The sequence below is a fragment of the Variovorax sp. 38R genome (assembly GCF_014843395.1).
Lineage (GTDB): Bacteria > Pseudomonadota > Gammaproteobacteria > Burkholderiales > Burkholderiaceae_C > Variovorax > Variovorax paradoxus_H.
This window is the reverse complement of the sequence record NZ_CP062121.1, coordinates 1,669,489-1,687,069: the sequence shown is the minus strand read 5'-3', so window position 1 is coordinate 1,687,069 and position 17,581 is coordinate 1,669,489. Positions and strand designations below refer to the sequence as shown.

The following is a 17,581-nucleotide window of genomic DNA, read 5'->3' as shown; positions in this document are numbered from 1 at the left end:
TCCCAAGGAAAACCCATGCAAGAAAGACCCAAGCGGCTGCGCCGTTGCCAGTTGTCCGTTCCCGGCTCCAGCGAAAAGATGATGCAGAAGGCCGCCGGCATGGACGTCGACTTCGTCTTCCTCGACCTCGAGGACGCGGTCGCGCCCTCCGAGAAGCGGCCCGCGCGCGCCAAGATCGTGCAGGCCCTCAACACCCTCGACTGGGGCCGCACCACGCGCTGCGTGCGCATCAACGACCTGACCACCGAGTACGCCTACGAAGACATCATCGAGGTCGTCGAAGGTGCGCGCGAGAACCTCGACATGATCATGCTGCCCAAGGCCATGAGCGCGGCCGACGTGCAGTTTGTCGACAAGCTGCTCACCATGATGGAGAAGAAGCTCGGCCTGAAGAAGCGCATCGGCATCGATGTACTCATCGAAGAAGTCGAAGCCATGATGCAGGTCGAGGAGATCGCCGCATCGACGCCGCGGCTCGAATGCCTGATCTTCGGCATGGGCGACTACTCGGCGAGCCAGGGGGTGTCGATCCGAGACATCGGCGGCCCGAGCGGCTACCCCGGCGACATCTGGAGCTACCAGCGCCACAAGCTCACGATCGCGGCGCGCGCGAACCGCATCGATGCGGTCGACGGGCCCTTCGCCGACTTCAAGGAGCCCGAAGCCTTCCGCGAAGAGTGCCGCAGGGCCATGATCCTCGGCATGGTCGGCAAGTGGGCGATCCACCCGTCGCAGGTGGAGATCGCGCAAGCCACCTTCTCGCCGGCCGCCGCCGATGTGGCGCGCGCGCGCGAAATGATCCGGGCCTACGACGCCGCACTGGCACAAGGCCTGGGCGCCGTCCAGTACGGCGGAAAGATGATCGACATCGCCTCAGTCCGCATCGTGAAGAACCTGGTCGACCGCGCGGACCAGATCGGCATGTAGCCGCGCTTCACGGGCCGCATGGCCGGCACGCACACCTGATCCCCAAAAAATGACGGAGATGGTATGGACGCCTCCCCCTAACTGAGCGATTGCGAGCGCTGGGGATGTGGGCAAGGAAGGGGGGCCTCGCAGTCAACGGCATCGAGTGCCAAAGTGGAAGTTCGATCTACCCACTTACAGACGGAGGCCCCGAAATGGATCGTACGACGTATGGCTTGGACATTGCAAAGAACGTGATGCAGCTTCATTGGGTCAATAGCGAGACGGGCGAGATCGGGCGCAGGAAGCTCGGTCGGGCCAAGCTGAGCGAGTTCTTCGCCCAGTTGCAGCCGGCACGCGTGGCGATGGAGGCGTGCGGCAGCGCGCACCACTGGGCGCGCGAGTTGGGTGCTCTGGGACATCAGGTGGAGTTGTTGCCGGCACGCCAGGTACGTGCATTTGTGCGCGGCAACAAAGACGACGCAGCCGATGCCCGAGCGATCTGGCTGGCCGCGCAGCACTCGGACATTCGCCGCGCACCGGTCAAGAGCAAGGAGCAGCAGGCGGTGATGTCGCTGCATCGAGTGCGCTCGCACTGGGTGAGCGTGCGCACGGCCACGCTCAACATGCTGCGAGGCTTGCTGTACGAATTTGGCGTGGTGCTGCCAGGCGGCAAGAAGGCCGGACTAAAGACGATCGCAGTCAAGCGCGCCGATATTGACGACAAGCTGCCGCCGTTGATGCGTGGGCTGGTCGACCTGCAGCTCGAAGCGCTCAAAGGAGTCGAGCGCAGCATCGATCAGCTCGAAACCGAGATCGCCGGGCAGCAGCGCCAGTTGGACAAGGCGCGCACGCTGCGCGAGGTGCCGGGCATCGGCGTGCTCGGTGCAACGGCGCTGGCCGCAACGCTGGTGACGCCAGCGGCTGGCGCTCGGGACGGGAGTTCGCAGCCAGCCTGGGGCTGGTGCCTGCGCACAGCGGCACGGGCGGCAAGACCCGCATCGGGCACCTGAGCAAGCGCGGCGACCCTACCTGCGGACATTGCTCATCCACGGTGCGCGTGCGGTGATCACGCACGCCAAGGACATGCCCACGTGGCTGGAGGAACTGCTGCGACGCCGGCCGCTGAATGTGGCGGTGGTGGCGTTGGCCAACAAGATGGCTCGCACGGCCTGGGCGCTGGTGGCGCACGGGCGGGCGTACCAATCGGAGTGGAAAAGCACTCCACCAAGTGGCTGCGGCGCGCGAGCGCAGGCGGCTTAGCAACAACCTGAGACAACAACCACAGGAGTGGAAGCCGCAAAGAGTGCGTGAGTCGAGTCGATGAAGTGATGGTGAAGCGGTCGGACCGCGGGTCGGGTAAAGCTGAATGTTGTCTCGGGCAAGCCCTCGCGCGAAGCCCGCGATGGAGATGAGCACCGACCCCGCGCATGACCATCAAGGCCAGCGGGCGGACTTCGGTCCGATCTGCACAAACAGGCCGGATATAAGACCGCAGTCATTACCGCCAGCCGGAACTTCAAGAACTCGCTTGCCACACGGGAGGCGTCCATATAAGACAACATGACTACGAGCATCGAATCGACATTGGCCCCCGAGGGCGCGCAACGCCGCCGCCTCCTTGGCACCGGCCTGGGCCTGCTGGGTGTCGGATGGCTTCCAGACGTGGCGCGTGCGCAGGACTGGCCCTCGCGGCCCATCAAGATCATCGCGGCGCAGGCGCCGGGTTCGTCCAACGACGCGACCGCACGGGCACTCGCGGAATACATGACGGGCCGGCTCGGCGTTCCCGTGGTCGTGGAGAACCGCCCCGGCGCCATCGGCATGATCGCGGCGGATGCGGTGGCGCGTTCCGCACCGGACGGCTACACCTTGCTGATCACGCTGCACAGCCAACTGGCGCAGGCGCCCGTGCTGCTCAAGAAGGTGCCGCTCGACACCACCAAGGACCTGACGCCGATCGCTGCGTTCAGCACCGGCACGTCGCCCATGGTCGTCAAGAAAGACCTGCCGGTGAAGAATTTCAAGGAGCTGATCGCGCTGGCGCGCCAGCGGCCGGTGAGCGTCGGCAACTACGGCATCGGCTCGGGTTGGCAACTGATGATGAGCCAGCTGGCCAAGCAGACCGGTGCCAAGTTCGACCTCGTCAACTACAAGGGGACGGGGCCGATGGTGTTCGACCTGATGGCAGGCAACATCGACATGGGTGCCGGCTCGATGGCCGGCATGGCGGCCGGCATCCAGCGCGGTGCGTTCCGGCCGATCCTGGTGATCTCGGGCGACCGTTCGGAGCGGCTGCTCCCGGGCATCCCGACCTGGGCCGACGAGGGCTTCACGGGACCGGCGTTCGAACACCTCAAGGAATGCAACATGGTGCTGGGCCCGGCCAACCTGCCCAAGGAGGTGGTGCGGCGGCTCGCCGAAGTGGCCCTCGAATCGTCGACGAAATCGGAACCCGTGAAGACCGTGCTCGCGCAGCTGGGTGTGGAGAGCCCGCCATGGACCGGCGCCGAACTGCAGAAGTTCATCCAGCAGACGTGGCCCACGTACCAGAAGATGACGCGTGAGCTGGGGCTGATGGTCGAGTAGCAAGCAAGACGTCCCCGCATTGCGTGCGGGGACCGGCGCGACCGCTACGCCCGCAGGATCTTCTCGATCGCCTTCCCCTTGGCCAGCTCGTCGACCAGCTTGTCCATGTAGCGGATCTTCTGCATCAGCGGGTCTTCGACTTCCTCGACGCGCACGCCGCACACCACGCCCTTGATCAGCGCGCGGTTCGGGTGCAGCGCCGGGGCCTGGGCGAAGAAGGTCCTGAAATCGTTCTGCTGTTCGATCTGCTGCTGCAGCCCCGCCGCGTCGTAGCCGGTGAGCCAGCAGATGACTGCATCGACCTCTGCCTTCGTGCGATTCTTGCGTTCCGCCTTCTGGACGTACATCGGGTACACCTTGGCGAACGGCATCGCGAAAATCTTGTGCTCGGCCATCGTCATTGCTCCTTCATGTCGGTCGGAATGGTCGATTCTGGCCGGTGCTTGTGGCTACGGATACCAGACGATCGAACACCCGTTCTCGAGCGCGCCCTCGTAGTGCTTGGTGAACGCGTGCATCCGAGGATCGTTCAGCGACTCGACCATCAACGGGCGCCCTGCCATGAGGTGAAGGTCGACGAATCCGAATTTCGCGAGTTCCGCTGCAGCTTCCTCTTCGCGGGAGACATCGTCGCCTTGTGCGAGGAAGAGCATGAGCTTGTGCCGGCCCCCGACGGGCGGTGCATCCCACGCGAAGTCGCAGGCCCCGCTGTAGGTCGCCTCCGCGCCGTAGACACAGACGGTGATTGCGGGAGCTGGCGACCGACTCACTTCTTCCCGCCCCGTCCCGCTTTCTTCGCGGCCACGGTCTTGCGCACCGGCTTCAACGCCGGCGCCTCGCGCGCCGACTTCATGTGCCCGCTCTCCCCCGAGGTCATGCCCACGATCTTCGCGAGCTGGCGGCTCACGCTCACGTAGGCGTGGCCGAGGCGGCTGTCGAAGTACAGCGAGTCGCCGCGCGCCAGGCGCACGACTTCGCCGTTGTCGAAGTGCACGTCGATCTCGCCTGACAGCACGTACGCGAATTCTTCACCCGTGTGCCGCACGAAGTCTTCGGGGCCGTTGATGCGGCGCGCATGCACGGTGCCGACGATGGGGCTCATCTGCTTGCCGGCGGCGGTGGTGCCCAAAAACTCGTAGGCGATGGCCAGTCCCTTGTAGACCACGCCCTTGCCCGCGCGCGTGACGACCGGGCCGTCGAACTGCTCGGGCTTGACGCCGGCGCCCGCGAACATGGCGTTCATGTCCATCTCGAGCGCGCGACCCAGTGCGGTGAAGTTCTCGTAGCCGAGCGCAAGCTGGCCGCGCTCGGCGCGCGAGATGGTGGTGATCGACACGCCGGAGCGCTCGGCCAGTTGCGCCAGCGTCCAACCGAAACGCTTGCGCGCGGTGCGCAGGCGATGGCCGAAAGTGGTGCGGTCCAGCGTGGGCGGCTCTTCCTTCGGCTTCGCCCCGGCCCGGTTCCCTGTGTGTGGAGTCACGCTTGGCTTTCTCTAGGTGTGCCGGGTGATTCTGCCAGCCCCGCGCCCGGCCGGCCACGCACGGCGCGATCTTGGCCGGCACGCGTTTTGCGTATACGCAAATTGCGTGTACGCAAATTTCACCGCGCTGGTGCACCCATGGTTTCCCCTTGGTCGGCGCAAATCAATTTGCGTATCCGCAAATTTCTACCTACACTTTTCGGCGATGACAACAAACACAACCACCCCTGTCGTGGCCGACTACCTCGTGATCGGCGGCGGCATCGCCGGAGCCTCCGTGGCCCATTGGCTCGCCCCGCATGCCCGCGTGATCCTGCTCGAACGCGAAGCCCAGCCGGGCTACCACTCCACCGGCCGTTCGGCCGCGCTCTTCATGGAAAGCTACGGCACGCCGCAGGTGCGCGCCCTCACCATGGCCAGCCGCGCTTTTCTCGAACACCCGCCCGAAGGCTTTGCCGAGCACCCGCTGCTCACGCCGCGCGGCGCGATGATGGTCGCGGGCACCGAGCACCTGCACGAGCTCGAAGCGCACTGGGAGCTGCTGCGCGCGATGGACGTGGGCGCCCAGCGCCTCGACGGCGAGCAGGCGCGCGAGATGGTGCCGGCGCTGCGCCCCGAGCAGGTGGCCGGCGCGGTGTACGAACCCGATGCCTCCGACATGGACGTGCACGCCATCCACCAGGGCTACCTGCGCGGCATGCGCCAGGCCGGCGGCAAGCTGGTGTGCGACGCCGATGTCACCGCCATGGAGCGCGTGGGCGAGTGCTGGCGCGTGACGGCCGGCGGCACGGTGTATGAAGCGCCGGTGGTGCTCAACGCGGCCGGTGCGTGGGTCGACACGATCGCGCAGCTGGCCGGCGTGCGTCCGCTGGGCATCGAGCCGCGCCGCCGCTCGGCCTTCATCTTCGCGCCGCCCGAGGGCCAGAGCGTCGCGCACTGGCCGATGGTGTTCGCCGCCGACGAGGGCTGGTACATCAAGCCCGACGCGGGCATGTTGCTGGGCTCGCCGGCCAACGCCGACCCGGTCGAGCCGCAGGACGTGCAGCCCGAAGAGATGGACATCGCCATCGCCATGCACCGCATCGAAGAGGCGACCACGCTCGCCATTCGCCGCCCCACGCGCACCTGGGCGGGCCTGCGTTCCTTCGTGGCCGACGGTGACCTGGTCGGCGGCTTTGCACCCGACGCGCCCGGCTTCTTCTGGGTCGCGGCGCAAGGCGGCTACGGCATCCAGACCTCGGCCGCCATGGGCGAAGCCTGCGCCGCGCTGGCACGCGGCCTGCCGCTGCCCGAGCGCATCGCGGGCTTCGGGCTCACGGCCGAGATGCTCGGCCCGCAGCGGCTGCACACGGCCGGCTGATCCGTTCCTTCCCCCACAACGAACCCTCTCCACGAGAAATCACCATGCGTGTCTTCAGTGCCTCTCTTGCGACCGAAACCAACACCTTCGGCCCGATGCCGACCGGCATCGCGTCCTTCAAGGACCGCGGCTACTTTCCCGCCGGCCAGCATCCCGATGCGCTGACGATCTACTCGGGCCCGCTGTGGGCCGCACGCATCCGCGGCAAGGAAAAGGGCTGGACGCTGCTCGAAGGCATGGTGGCGGGCGCGCAGCCCAGCGGCATCACCACGCGCCATGCGTACGAAACGCTGCGCGACGAAATGCTGAACGACCTGCGCGCCGCGCTGCCGGTCGACATGGTGCTGCTCGGCCTGCACGGCGCCATGGTGGCCGACGGTTATGACGACTGCGAAGGCGACATGCTGGTGCGCGTGCGGGAGATCGTGGGCCCCGACGTGGTGATCGGTGCCGAGCTCGACCCGCACAACCACCTCACGCCCGCCATGGTCGACAACGCCAACGTGATGGTCTCGTTCAAGGAGTACCCGCACACCGACGTGCTCGAACGCGGGCTGGAGCTGGTCGACATCTGCGCCGCGGCGGTCGAAGGCAAGGTCAAGCCGGTGGCCGCGATGGTCGACTGCGACATCATCGTCACCGTCCATACCTCGCGCGAACCGGCGCGCAGTTTTGTCGAGCGCATGCAGGCGCTCGAAGGAAAAGACGGCGTGCTCTCGGTCTCACTCACGCACGGCTTCTCGTGGGGCGACGTGCCCGAGATGGGCACCAAGGTGCTGGTCTACACCGACGGCGACCAGGCCAAGGCGGATGCGCTGGCGCGCCAGCTGGCCGACGAAGTCATCGCCATGCGCGACGGCCTCACGGTCAACTACCCGAGCATCGACGACTCGCTCGACCAGGCGCTGGCCTTCGACGGCGGCCCCGTGGTGCTGGCCGACGGTGCCGACAACCCCGGCGGCGGTGCGGCGAGCGACTCCACCTTCATCCTGCGCCGCATGCTGGAGCGCGGCATCACCAATGCGGCGCTGGGCCCGATGTGGGACCCGATCGCCGTGCGCATCGCCTTCGATGCCGGCGTGGGCGCCAAGCTGCAGATGCGCATCGGCGGCAAGATCAGCCCGCTGTCGGGCGATCCGCTCGACGTCGAATGCACCGTGAAGGCGCTGCAGCACGACCTGGTGATGACGGGCCTGTCGAACACGCCCACGGCCATGGGCGACTGCGCACTGGTCGAGATCAACGGCATCGAGATCGTTCTGATCACGCGGCGCAACCAGGCCATGGGCACCGACATGTTCACGCAGCTGGGTTGCGACCTGGCGGCCAAGAAGATCGTGGTCGTCAAGTCGTCGCAGCACTTCTATGCGTCGTACTCCCAGGTGGCGAAGCACGTGATCTACGCCGGCGCACCGGGCGCCGTGACGCTCGATCTCACGACGCTGCCGTATCGAAAAGCACGCCTGCCCAAGTGGCCCATCGGCGTCGCTGCCTGAGCTCCCTCTTCTTTTTCTTTCGCCCCCACCGACCGGAGAACCGACGATGAAACGACGAACGCTTGCCGCCCTCGCTGCCCTGGCCTTTTCGGCCGCCAGCCTTCCCGCGCTCGCCCAGACAACGCCGCCCAAGACACTCAAGGTGGTGGCGCATGCCGACCTGAAGATTCTTGACCCGACCTTCACCACGGCCTACATCTCGCGCAACTTCGGCCACATGGTGTACGACACGCTGTTCGCACAAGATGCCACCGGCAAGCCGCAGCCGCAGATGGTCGAGAAGTACACGACCTCGAAGGACGGCAAGCAGTGGAGCTTCACGCTGCGCCCGGGCCTGAAGTTCTCCGATGGCGCCGCCGTGACCTCGGCCGACGCCGTGGCGTCGCTGCAGCGCTGGGCCGCACGCGACAGCCTGGGCCGTGCCATGACGGGCATCGGCGCCGAGTGGAAGGCAACCGACGCGCGCACCCTCACGCTCACGCTCAACGAACCCTTCGGCATGGTGCTCGACGCGCTGGCCAAGCCCTCGGGCTTCCCGCCCGTGATCCTGCCCGAGCGCATCGCCAAGCTGCCGGCCACCTCGCCGCTGACCGAGGTCGTCGGCTCCGGGCCCTTCATCTTCAAGCGCGATGAATGGGTGCCGGGCAACAAGACGGTGTTCGTGCGCAACCCGAACTACGTGGCGCGCAGCGAGCCGCCGAGCGGCCTGGCCGGCAGCAAGAAGACCACGCTGGACCGTGTCGAATGGCTCTACCTGCCCGACGCCAACAGCGCCGTGTCGGCGCTCAAGCGCGGCGAGGTCGACTACATCGAGCAGCTGGCGCCCGACTACATCGCGCCGCTGCGCACCGACAGCAACATCAAGATCGGCTCCGGCGGCGCCTACCAGGGCTTCCTGGTGATGAACCAGCTGCACGCGCCCTTCGACAACCCGAAGGTGCGCCAGGCGCTGCTGCAGGCCGTGAACCAGGAACGCTTTGTCGCGGCCATGGGCTTCCCGCTGGACATGCGCATGGCCTACTGCGCCACCTGGTTCATCTGCGGCAGCCCCAACGAGACCGCGGCCGGTGCGGAGCCTTTCCGCAAGGCCGACGTGGCCAAGGCGAAGAAGATGCTCGCCGACGCCGGCTACAAGGGCGAGAAGGTGGTGCTGATGGTGCCGAGCGACGTGCCGTATCTCAACGCCGAGGCGCTGATGGCCGCGCAGACCATGAAGAGCATCGGCCTGAACGTCGATGCACAGACCATGGACTGGGCCTCGATCGGTGCGCGCCGCGCCAAGCGCGATGCGCCCGACGCCGGCGGCTGGAACATCTACGTCACGGTGGCCGGCGAGTTCGATGTGAACTCGCCCATCAGCAATGCCTACCTCGGCGCGGCCTGCGGCAACACACTGCCCGGCTGGCCCTGCGACAAGAAGCTCGACGAACTGCGCACCGCCTGGCTGAAGGAAACCGTGCCGGCCAAGCGCAAGGAACTGCTCGACGCCTTCCAGTCGCGCGCCTACGAGGCCGTGCCGTACATCAACGCCGGCCAGTACTCGGCCGCGTTCGCGGCGCGCGCCAGCCTCAAGGGGCTGGACAAGATGTGGGCCGGCATGCCGACCGTCTGGGTGCTCGACAAGTAAGCCGCCGCGCACGCCATGGGCTACATCGTTCGACGCTTTCTTTCCACGCTGCCGGTGATGGCGGTGGTGGCCGTGGTGGTGTTCCTGCTGATCCACCTGTCGCCCGGCGACCCGGCCGCGCTCATCGCGGGCGACCTCGCCACCACCGAAGACATCGACAAGCTGCGCGCCGCGCTCGGCCTGAACCTGCCGCTGTGGCAGCAGTTCGGGCTGTGGATCGGCAAGATCTTCACGGGCGACCTGGGCACCTCGATCTTCACGCAGGTGCCGGTAACGCAGCTGCTCGGCCAGCGGCTGGAGCCCACGGTGTCGATCGCGGCACTGACCATGCTCATCACGCTGGTGACTGCCGTGCCGCTGGGCACGCTCGCGGCCTACTGCGCGGGCACCTGGATCGACCGCCTCGTGATGCTGTTCGCGGTGCTGGCGTTCTCGGTGCCGGTGTTCCTCATCGGCTACCTGCTGGTCTACACCTTCGCGGTGCAGCTGCCGTGGTTTCCGGTGCAGGGCTACGTTCCCTTCTCCGAAGGCCCCGGTGCCTGGCTGCGCGCGCTGGTGCTGCCCTGCGTGAACCTGGCGCTGGTGTACATCGCGCTGGTGACGCGCATGACGCGCGCCACCGTGCTCGAGGTGCTGCACGAGGACTACATCCGCACCGCGCGCGCCAAGGGCCTGGGCGTGCTGCCGGTGCTGCGCCATGCGCTGCGCAACGCGGCCATTCCCATCGCGACCACCATCGGCGCGGGCATCGCGCTGCTCATCGGCGGCGTGGTGGTCACCGAGACGGTGTTCGCCATTCCGGGCGTGGGCCGGCTCGTGATCGATTCGGTGCAGCGCCACGACTACCCGGTGATCCAGAGCGTGCTGCTGCTCTCGGCGGGCGTGTACGTGCTGATCAATCTCCTGATCGACCTGAGCTACCGCCTGTTCGACCCGCGCATCCAGTACTAGAAAAAAGAACGAGCCCCACGACGCCATGTCCACTGCCCTGCCCTTGCGCGAGGTCGATGCGCCGGTGCCCAGCGCCGCCGTTGCCGCCACCTCGGCCCTTGCCGAAGACCCTCCTTTCGTACCGCCGCGCTGGCGCTGGGTGCGCAAGCACCCGACGCTGATCGTCGGCGCGCTGCTGCTCATCGTGGTGGCCGCGCTGTCCATCGCCGCCCCCTGGATCGCCACCCACGACCCGCAGGACATCGACCCGCTGGCGCGCATGCAGACGGCCTCGGCCGAGCACTGGTTCGGCACCGACGCGCTGGGCCGCGACGTGTTCAGCCGCGCCGTGTGGGGCGGTCGCGTGTCGATGATCGTCGGCGCTTCGGTGGCCGTGCTCGCCACCTTCTTCGGCATCGTGCTGGGCCTGGTGTCGGGCTTCGTGCGCTGGGCCGACGGCCCGATCATGCGGGTCATGGACGGGCTCATGGCCATCCCCGGCATCCTGCTGGCCATCGCGCTGATGGCCGTGACGCGCGCCAGCCTCACGACCGTGATCATCGCCATCACCGTGCCCGAGATTCCGCGCGTGGTGCGGCTGGTGCGCTCGCTGGCGCTCACCTTGCGCGAGCAGCTGTTCGTGGAGGCCGCGCACGCGGTCGGCACGCGGCTGCCGGTGATCCTCGTGCGGCACGTGCTGCCGAACATCGTGGCGCCGCTGATCGTGCAGGCCACCTTCGTGGCCGCCGCCGCCGTGCTCACCGAAGCCGCGCTGTCCTTCCTCGGCGTGGGCGTGCCCTCGCAGACACCGAGCTGGGGCAACATGATGGCCGAGGGCCGCAACTTCGTGACCGTGGCGTTCCACATCATCCTGTACCCGGGCCTGCTGCTGGCGGCCACGGTGCTGGCGATCAACCTGCTCGGCGACGGCCTGCGCGATGCGCTCGACCCCCGCCTGGCGCGGCAACTGTGATGAAGAGGAACGCCCCATGACGATCCACATGTCCCAGGCCACCCTCGCCCCCGGCGAGCCGCTGCTCGAGGTCGACAACCTGCGCACCTACTTCAACACGCTCGCGGGCACCGTGCGCTCGGTCGACGGCGTGTCGTACACCGTACGCGCGGGCCGCACGCTCGGCGTGGTCGGCGAATCGGGCTGTGGCAAGAGCGTGACCGCGCTGTCGATCCTGCGGCTGGTGCCCACGCCGCCCGGTCGCCACATGGGCGCGGTGCGCCTGCGCGGCACCGACCTGATGCAGCTCAGCGAACGCGAGATGCGGCAGATTCGCGGCAACCGCATCTCGATGATCTTCCAGGAGCCGATGACCTCGCTGAACCCGGTGCTCACCGTGGGCCGGCAGATCGCCGAGACCGTGCAGCTGCACCAGAAGGCCAGCCGCGCCGAGGCGCTGCAGCGTGCGGTCGAGATGCTGCGCCTGGTGCAGATTCCCGAGCCCGAGCGGCGCGTGAACGAGTACCCGCACCAGCTCTCGGGCGGCATGCGCCAGCGCGTGATGATCGCGCTGGCCCTGGCCTGCAACCCCGAGGTGCTGATCGCCGACGAGCCGACCACCGCGCTCGACGTGACCATCCAGGCGCAGATCCTCGACCTCATCAAGCGGTTGCAGAAAGAGCTGGGCATGGGCGTGGTGATGATCACGCACGACCTGGGCGTGGTGGCCGAGAGCTGCGACCGCGTCGTCGTCATGTACGCCGGCAAGAAGGTGGAAGAGGCCGACGTGATCGACCTCTTCGATCGCCCGCTGCACCCCTACACGCGGGCGCTGATGGCCTCGATGCCCGCCATGAGCACGTCGAGCGCGCGGCTGCACGAGATTCCGGGCATGGTGCCCGCCGCACACGAGCTCGGACGCGGCTGCGCCTTTGCCGCGCGCTGTTCGCAGGCACGCGAACGCTGCCGGCGCGAGACACCACCGCTTTCCACGCAGGGCGACGGGCACGTGGTCGCTTGCTTCGCGGTGCAGGAGCAATGGACCGACGAGGCTGCCGAGGTGAGCGCATGACGACGACAACGACAACATCCACCAACGCACCGCTCCTGCAGGTGCGCGAGCTGCGCAAGCACTACATCTCGCCGCGCCGCTGGCTGCGCCCGACCAAGCCGGCGATCCAGGCGGTCGACGGCGTGTCGTTCAACGTCGGGCACGGCGAGACGCTGTCGCTGGTCGGCGAGTCGGGTTGCGGCAAGACCACCACGGCCAAGTCGGTAATGCGGTTGGTCGAGCCCACCTCGGGCTCGGTGCGGCTGAACGGCGAAGAGCTGCTGACCCTGTCCGCGAACGCGATGCGCCAGCGCCGGCGCGACCTGCAGATCATCTTCCAGGACCCGTACGCCTCGCTGAACCCGCGCCTCACGGCCGGCGACATCGTGGCCGAGCCGCTGCGCAACTTCGGCGATGTGTCGCTGGCCGAGCGGCGCGAGCGCGTGCAGTGGCTGTTCTCGCGTGTCGGCCTGCGGCCCGAGGCGGCAAAAAAGTTTCCGCACGAGTTCTCGGGCGGCCAGCGGCAGCGCCTGGGCATTGCGCGCGCGCTGGCGCTAAACCCCAAGCTCATCGTCTGCGACGAGCCGGTGTCGGCACTCGACGTGTCGGTGCAGGCGCAGGTGGTCAACCTGCTGATGGACCTGCAGGCCGAGTTCGGCATCGCCTACCTGTTCGTGGCCCACGACCTTGCCGTGGTGCGCCACATCAGCCACCGCGTGGCCGTGATGTACCTCGGGCACATCGTGGAAATTGCCGACCGCGACACGCTGTTCTCGGCGCCACGCCATCCGTACACCGAGATCCTGCTGTCGGCCGTGCCCGTGCCCAACCCGCGCACGCCCGCACGCCGCCTGCTGCTGCAGGGCGACCCGCCGAGCCCGGCCAATCCGCCGTCGGGCTGCCGCTTCCACACACGCTGCCCGATGGCACAGGCCGTGTGCAAGGAGCAGACGCCCGAGCTGACGGAACGGCCTTCGTCTTCCAAGGGTGGCCATTGGGTGGCTTGCCACTTTCGCTGACGAACGCTCGGGCGACGCTCCCGCCGACGGGAACCTTGCTCCGCGAATGTCCCCCGGGGCTACGCCCCTCCTCCTTGATTTCGCTGCGCAAGGCACCCCATCGACGAGAGCGTTTCAGAGCACTTGTTGATCGGCCGCACACCACCGCCGCGTCCCCTGCGCAGGGCACTGGGTGCTTCCCGCAGCGAAATCAAGGAGGAGCGAAGCGGGGGACATTCGCGGAGGGAAGTACCCGGTGGCCTGTGCACACGCCCTGAACCACGCGCTCTTGAAATGAACACATGAAAGGACCGACATGAAATCCACCACCCACTACGACCTGCTGATCCAAGGCGGCACCGTCATCGACGGCACCAAGGCCCCGCGCTTCGACGCCGACGTGGGCATCGTCGACGGACGCATCGCCGCCATCGGCAAGCTCACAGGCCACACGGCTGACCAGACGCTAGACGCCACGGGCCGCATCGTCGCGCCGGGCTTCATCGACTCGCACACGCACGACGACCAGGCCGTGCTGTCGCAGGCGCAGATGCCGTTCAAGGTGTCGCAGGGCGTGACCACGGTGGTGGCGGGCAACTGCGGCATCAGCGCCGCGCCGCTGCGCGCCGACATGGACCTGCCGATGCCGTTGAGCCTGCTCGAGACGCCGGCCGAAGACCGCTTCACGACCTTCGCGGCCTACCTCGACGCGCTGCGCGCCACGCCCTCGTCGGTGAACGTGGCGGCGATGGTCGGCCACTCGACGCTGCGTGCCGTGACCATGTCCGACCTCGACCGGCCCGCCACCGCGCAGGAGATCGCCGCCATGCAGGCGCTGGTCGAAGAAGCCATGCAGGCCGGCGCCATCGGCCTGTCGACCGGCACCTTCTACCCGCCGGCCGTGAAGGCGACGACCGAGGAGATCATCGAGGTCGGCCGCCCGCTCACGTCGCGCAAGGCGCTGTACGTGACGCACATGCGTGACGAGAGCGACCACGTGATGGAATCGCTCGAAGAAACCTTCCACATCGGCCGCGCGCTCGACATCCCGGTGGTGGTGTCGCATCACAAGGTGCAGAACACGCAGAACTTCGGCAAGACCAAGGTCACGCTGCCGTTCATTCAAGAGGCGATGAAGCACCAGTGCATCGGCCTCGACTGCTACCCGTATACCGCCGGCTCCACCATGATCCGCACCGACCGCGGAATGATGGACGGCCGCGTGCTCATTGCCTCCAGCGTGCCGCACCCCGAGTGCGCGGGCCGCGACCTGAAGGACATCGCGGCCGAATGGGGCGTGTCGGGCGAAGAGGCCGCGCTGCGCCTGTCGCCCGGCAGCGCCATCTATTTCATGATGGACGAAGACGACGTGCAGCGCGTGCTCGCCTTCGACGAGACCATGATCGGCTCCGACGGCATTCCGCTGGGCGACAAGCCGCATCCGCGCCTGTGGGGCACCTTTCCGCGCGTGCTGGGGCACTACAGCCGCGACGTCGGGCTGTTCCCACTCGAGACGGCGGTGTGGAAAATGACGGGGCTCACGGCGCGCAACTTCGGCCTGCACGAACGCGGCGCGCTCAAGGTCGGGCATCACGCCGACGTGGTGGTCTTCAATGCCGCCACGGTGCGCGACACCGCGAACTACGAAACGCCGACCGAGCCCGCCGAAGGCATCGATGCGGTGATCGTGAACGGCGCCGTCACATGGCGCCACGGCGTGCACAGCGGCGCGCGCAACGGCCAGGTGATCGTGCGCCAGGACGCGGCCTGACAGCTCACGCCGCGGCGGCACCTGCATGGCGCCCGCCCTCGCATCCTGGTGCATGCGCAGCACCGGATCGGTGAACACGCCGGGCCTCGCGGGCCCGGTTTTTCTTTCTCCTTTGCGCTCTTCCTCTCTGGCAGTGCGTCCCTAGGGGATTTCCCTCGGCATCTGGCCCGGAGCTTGCGTAGTTCGTCCACATAGTTGAACATTTCAACTATTGAAGACTTCTACCAACCCGCCATGCACGCCCCGCTTCGCCTGAAGAACGACTACCTCAACGTGCTGATCGACCTGGCGTCGCAGCGCACGCGCGACCGCGGCTCGCGCATCTACGAGATCGAACTCGGCCTGTCGATCCGCGACGTGCGGCTGCTGCGCATGATCGGCGCCGAGCCCGGCATCACCATGGGCCAGCTGGTGCAGACCTGCGGCATCGAGAAGACGCTGGTCTCCAAGCTGGTGAGTTCGCTGGTGCAGCGCAAGCTGGTCGAGCGCCAGATCGGCACCGAGGACGCGCGGCAGATCCGCCTGTGCCTCAGCAAGACGGGTGTCGACATGGTGCTGCGCGCCGAGCCCATCGGACATGAGATGGAAGCGCGCTTTCTCGACTGCCTGAGCGTCGCCGACATCGAGAACCTGCGCCGCATCATGCACAAGCTCATCGACGCCGAAGAAGGCTCGCGCGACATCTTCGAATTCCTGCTGGTGCAGCTGCGCGAAAGCAAGGAATCGCCCCCGTCTTCCTCTCCCTCGTCTTCCGCTCCCTCCCGAAAGAAGTAAGGCTCCATGGCAATCCATTTTTCACCGCGCCGCGTCGCGGCGGCTTCCCTGTCGGCGCTCGCTTTGTGCTTCGCCGCCACCGCGTCCGCCCAGACCGTGCTTCGCACCGTGCCCTCGTCGGACCTGAAGATCGTCGACCCGATCTGGACCACCGCCAACATCACGCGCAACCACGGCCTGATGATCTACGACACCCTCTTCGCGATGGACGAGAAGGGCGTCATCAAGCCGCAGATGGTCGACAAGTACAGCGCAAGCGCCGACAACAAGGTGTGGAGCTTCACGCTGCGCCCAGGCCTGAAGTTCCATGACGGCGCACCGGTCACCTCGCAGGACGTGATCGCCTCGCTGGCGCGCTGGGCCAAGCGCGACACGCTGGGCCAGAAGATGTACGAGGCGATGGGCAGCATCGCCGCCGACGGCCCCAACGGCTTTCGCATGACGTTCAAGCAGCCCTTCGGCGTGGTGCTCGACGCGCTCGGCAAGCCCAACCCGCTGGTGCCGTTCATCATGCCCAAGCGCGTGGCCGACACGCCTGCCGACAAGCAGATCGACGAGATGGTGGGCTCCGGTCCCTTCACGCTCGCCAAGGAAGACTTCCGCCCCGGCGACCGCGTCATCTACCGCAAGAACACCGCCTACGTGCCGCGCAAGGAACCCGCCTCGGGCCTGGCCGGCGGCAAGGTGGTGCACGTGGACCGCGTCGAATGGGTGATGCTGCGCGACCCGCAGACGCAGACCAATGCGCTGCTCAACGGCGAGGTCGACATGCTCGAGACCGTGCCCTCGTCCGGCTACACCGGCATGCGCACCAACGAGAAGATCGAGCTGGTCGACGTGATGCCGGCGGGCCCCTTCACGGTGCTCTACAACCACAAGGTGCCGCCCTTCAACAACCCCAAGGCGCTGAAGGCCGCGATGCTCGCCATCAACCAGGAAGCCATGCTGCGCGCGCAGGTCACCTTCCGCGATTTCTACAAGCCCTGCGCATCGATCTACCTGTGCGGCTCGCTCTACGCGAGCGACAAGACCGGCTTCTACACCGGCAAGCCGCAGTTCGAAGAGGCACGCAAGCTGCTCAAGGAATCGGGCTACGACGGCAAGCCCGTGGTGCTCATGCTGCCCGGCGATGCGCCCGCGCTGAACAAGCTGCCCGCGGTGTACGGCCAGCTGCTCAAGCAGGTGGGCTTCAATGTCGACGTGCAGACCACCGACTGGGCCACGCTCGTCACGCGGCGCGCCAAGAAGGACCTGCCCGAGAACGGCGGCTGGAACGCCTTCATCACCTTCTGGGGCGGCGTGGACGCAAGCAGCCCCATCAGCTACAGCCCGCTGACCGGCAACGGCGACCAAGGCTACTTCGGCTGGCCGGTGGTGCCCGAGCTCGAGGCGCTGAAGACCAAGTTCATCGCCACCGCCGACCTCGCGCAGCGCAAGGAAATCGCCACACAGATCCAGCAGGTCGTGCTCGAGCACGGCGTGCTCGCGCCGCTCGGTGAAGCCAAGGCACCCACGGCTGTGCGCCGCGGCACGATCACCGGCCTGCTGCCCTCGCCGGCGGTGCTGTACTGGAACGTGCGCAAGAAGCCGGCGCCGTAAACAGGCCCGCGCGCCCCTCTCCCCTTTCTGATCGACACCCCTGACCGG

15 protein-coding genes and 1 pseudogene are annotated in these 17,581 nt (G+C 67.3%); 13 read left to right on the top strand and 3 right to left on the bottom strand.

What is annotated here, in order from left to right; all coding sequences use genetic code 11:
* Positions 1 to 15 precede the first annotated feature (15 nt).
* The 3 genes and pseudogenes from IG196_RS07455 to IG196_RS07445 all read left to right on the top strand — a co-directional run bounded on the left by IG196_RS07455 (position 16) and on the right by IG196_RS07445 (position 3,495).
* Positions 16 to 927 (top strand): HpcH/HpaI aldolase/citrate lyase family protein, encoded by a 912-nt coding sequence (locus IG196_RS07455; RefSeq protein ID WP_192195631.1) that lies wholly within the window; start codon positions 16 to 18, stop codon positions 925 to 927.
* A 194-nt stretch (positions 928 to 1,121) separates the two neighbouring features.
* Positions 1,122 to 2,169: pseudogene (locus IG196_RS07450) on the top strand (IS110 family transposase).
* A 300-nt stretch (positions 2,170 to 2,469) separates the two neighbouring features.
* Positions 2,470 to 3,495, top strand: a complete 1,026-nt coding sequence (locus tag IG196_RS07445; RefSeq protein WP_192195630.1) for a Bug family tripartite tricarboxylate transporter substrate binding protein — start codon at positions 2,470 to 2,472, stop codon at positions 3,493 to 3,495.
* Between the two features lie 44 nt (positions 3,496 to 3,539).
* Here the strand turns inward: IG196_RS07445 and IG196_RS07440 are convergent, their stop codons facing one another.
* From IG196_RS07440 to IG196_RS07430, 3 genes are all read right to left on the bottom strand, one after another.
* Positions 3,540 to 3,890: a DUF2200 domain-containing protein gene (locus IG196_RS07440; protein ID WP_192195629.1), complete on the bottom strand. Its 351-nt coding sequence runs from the start codon at positions 3,888 to 3,890 to the stop codon at positions 3,540 to 3,542.
* Between the two features lie 54 nt (positions 3,891 to 3,944).
* Entirely contained in the window at positions 3,945 to 4,148 is a 204-nt protein-coding gene (locus IG196_RS07435) for a hypothetical protein (RefSeq protein ID WP_192195628.1), read from the bottom strand.
* A 113-nt stretch (positions 4,149 to 4,261) separates the two neighbouring features.
* Positions 4,262 to 4,975 carry a helix-turn-helix domain-containing protein gene (locus IG196_RS07430; RefSeq protein WP_192195627.1) on the bottom strand — a complete coding sequence of 238 codons (714 nt, stop codon included), beginning with the start codon at positions 4,973 to 4,975 and terminating at the stop codon, positions 4,262 to 4,264.
* A 205-nt stretch (positions 4,976 to 5,180) separates the two neighbouring features.
* Between IG196_RS07430 and IG196_RS07425 the strand changes: the two genes are divergently transcribed.
* The 10 genes from IG196_RS07425 to IG196_RS07380 all read left to right on the top strand — a co-directional run bounded on the left by IG196_RS07425 (position 5,181) and on the right by IG196_RS07380 (position 17,533).
* Positions 5,181 to 6,335: an NAD(P)/FAD-dependent oxidoreductase gene (locus IG196_RS07425; RefSeq protein WP_192195626.1), complete on the top strand. Its 1,155-nt coding sequence runs from the start codon at positions 5,181 to 5,183 to the stop codon at positions 6,333 to 6,335.
* 44 nt (positions 6,336 to 6,379) lie between these two features.
* Positions 6,380 to 7,831, top strand: coding sequence for a M81 family metallopeptidase (locus IG196_RS07420; protein ID WP_192195625.1), 1,452 nt, complete (start codon positions 6,380 to 6,382; stop codon positions 7,829 to 7,831).
* 46 nt (positions 7,832 to 7,877) lie between these two features.
* Positions 7,878 to 9,458: an ABC transporter substrate-binding protein gene (locus IG196_RS07415; protein ID WP_192195624.1), complete on the top strand. Its 1,581-nt coding sequence runs from the start codon at positions 7,878 to 7,880 to the stop codon at positions 9,456 to 9,458.
* 15 nt (positions 9,459 to 9,473) lie between these two features.
* Complete coding sequence (locus IG196_RS07410) at positions 9,474 to 10,409, top strand: ABC transporter permease (protein WP_192195623.1); 936 nt, start codon at positions 9,474 to 9,476, stop codon at positions 10,407 to 10,409.
* A 25-nt stretch (positions 10,410 to 10,434) separates the two neighbouring features.
* Positions 10,435 to 11,361, top strand: coding sequence for an ABC transporter permease (locus IG196_RS07405; RefSeq protein WP_225616951.1), 927 nt, complete (start codon positions 10,435 to 10,437; stop codon positions 11,359 to 11,361).
* Positions 11,362 to 11,377: 16 nt separating this feature from the next.
* Positions 11,378 to 12,412, top strand: coding sequence for an ABC transporter ATP-binding protein (locus IG196_RS07400; protein WP_192195622.1), 1,035 nt, complete (start codon positions 11,378 to 11,380; stop codon positions 12,410 to 12,412).
* Positions 12,409 to 13,410, top strand: a complete 1,002-nt coding sequence (locus tag IG196_RS07395) for an ABC transporter ATP-binding protein (RefSeq protein WP_192195621.1) — start codon at positions 12,409 to 12,411, stop codon at positions 13,408 to 13,410. The genes IG196_RS07400 and IG196_RS07395 overlap by 4 nt, the downstream gene beginning before the upstream one ends.
* A 295-nt stretch (positions 13,411 to 13,705) precedes the next feature.
* Positions 13,706 to 15,160 carry an N-acyl-D-amino-acid deacylase family protein gene (locus IG196_RS07390; protein ID WP_192195620.1) on the top strand — a complete coding sequence of 485 codons (1,455 nt, stop codon included), beginning with the start codon at positions 13,706 to 13,708 and terminating at the stop codon, positions 15,158 to 15,160.
* Between the two features lie 234 nt (positions 15,161 to 15,394).
* Positions 15,395 to 15,934 (top strand): MarR family winged helix-turn-helix transcriptional regulator, encoded by a 540-nt coding sequence (locus tag IG196_RS07385; protein WP_192195619.1) that lies wholly within the window; start codon positions 15,395 to 15,397, stop codon positions 15,932 to 15,934.
* Between the two features lie 6 nt (positions 15,935 to 15,940).
* Positions 15,941 to 17,533 carry an ABC transporter substrate-binding protein gene (locus tag IG196_RS07380; RefSeq protein ID WP_192195618.1) on the top strand — a complete coding sequence of 531 codons (1,593 nt, stop codon included), beginning with the start codon at positions 15,941 to 15,943 and terminating at the stop codon, positions 17,531 to 17,533.
* Positions 17,534 to 17,581: the final 48 nt, after the last annotated feature.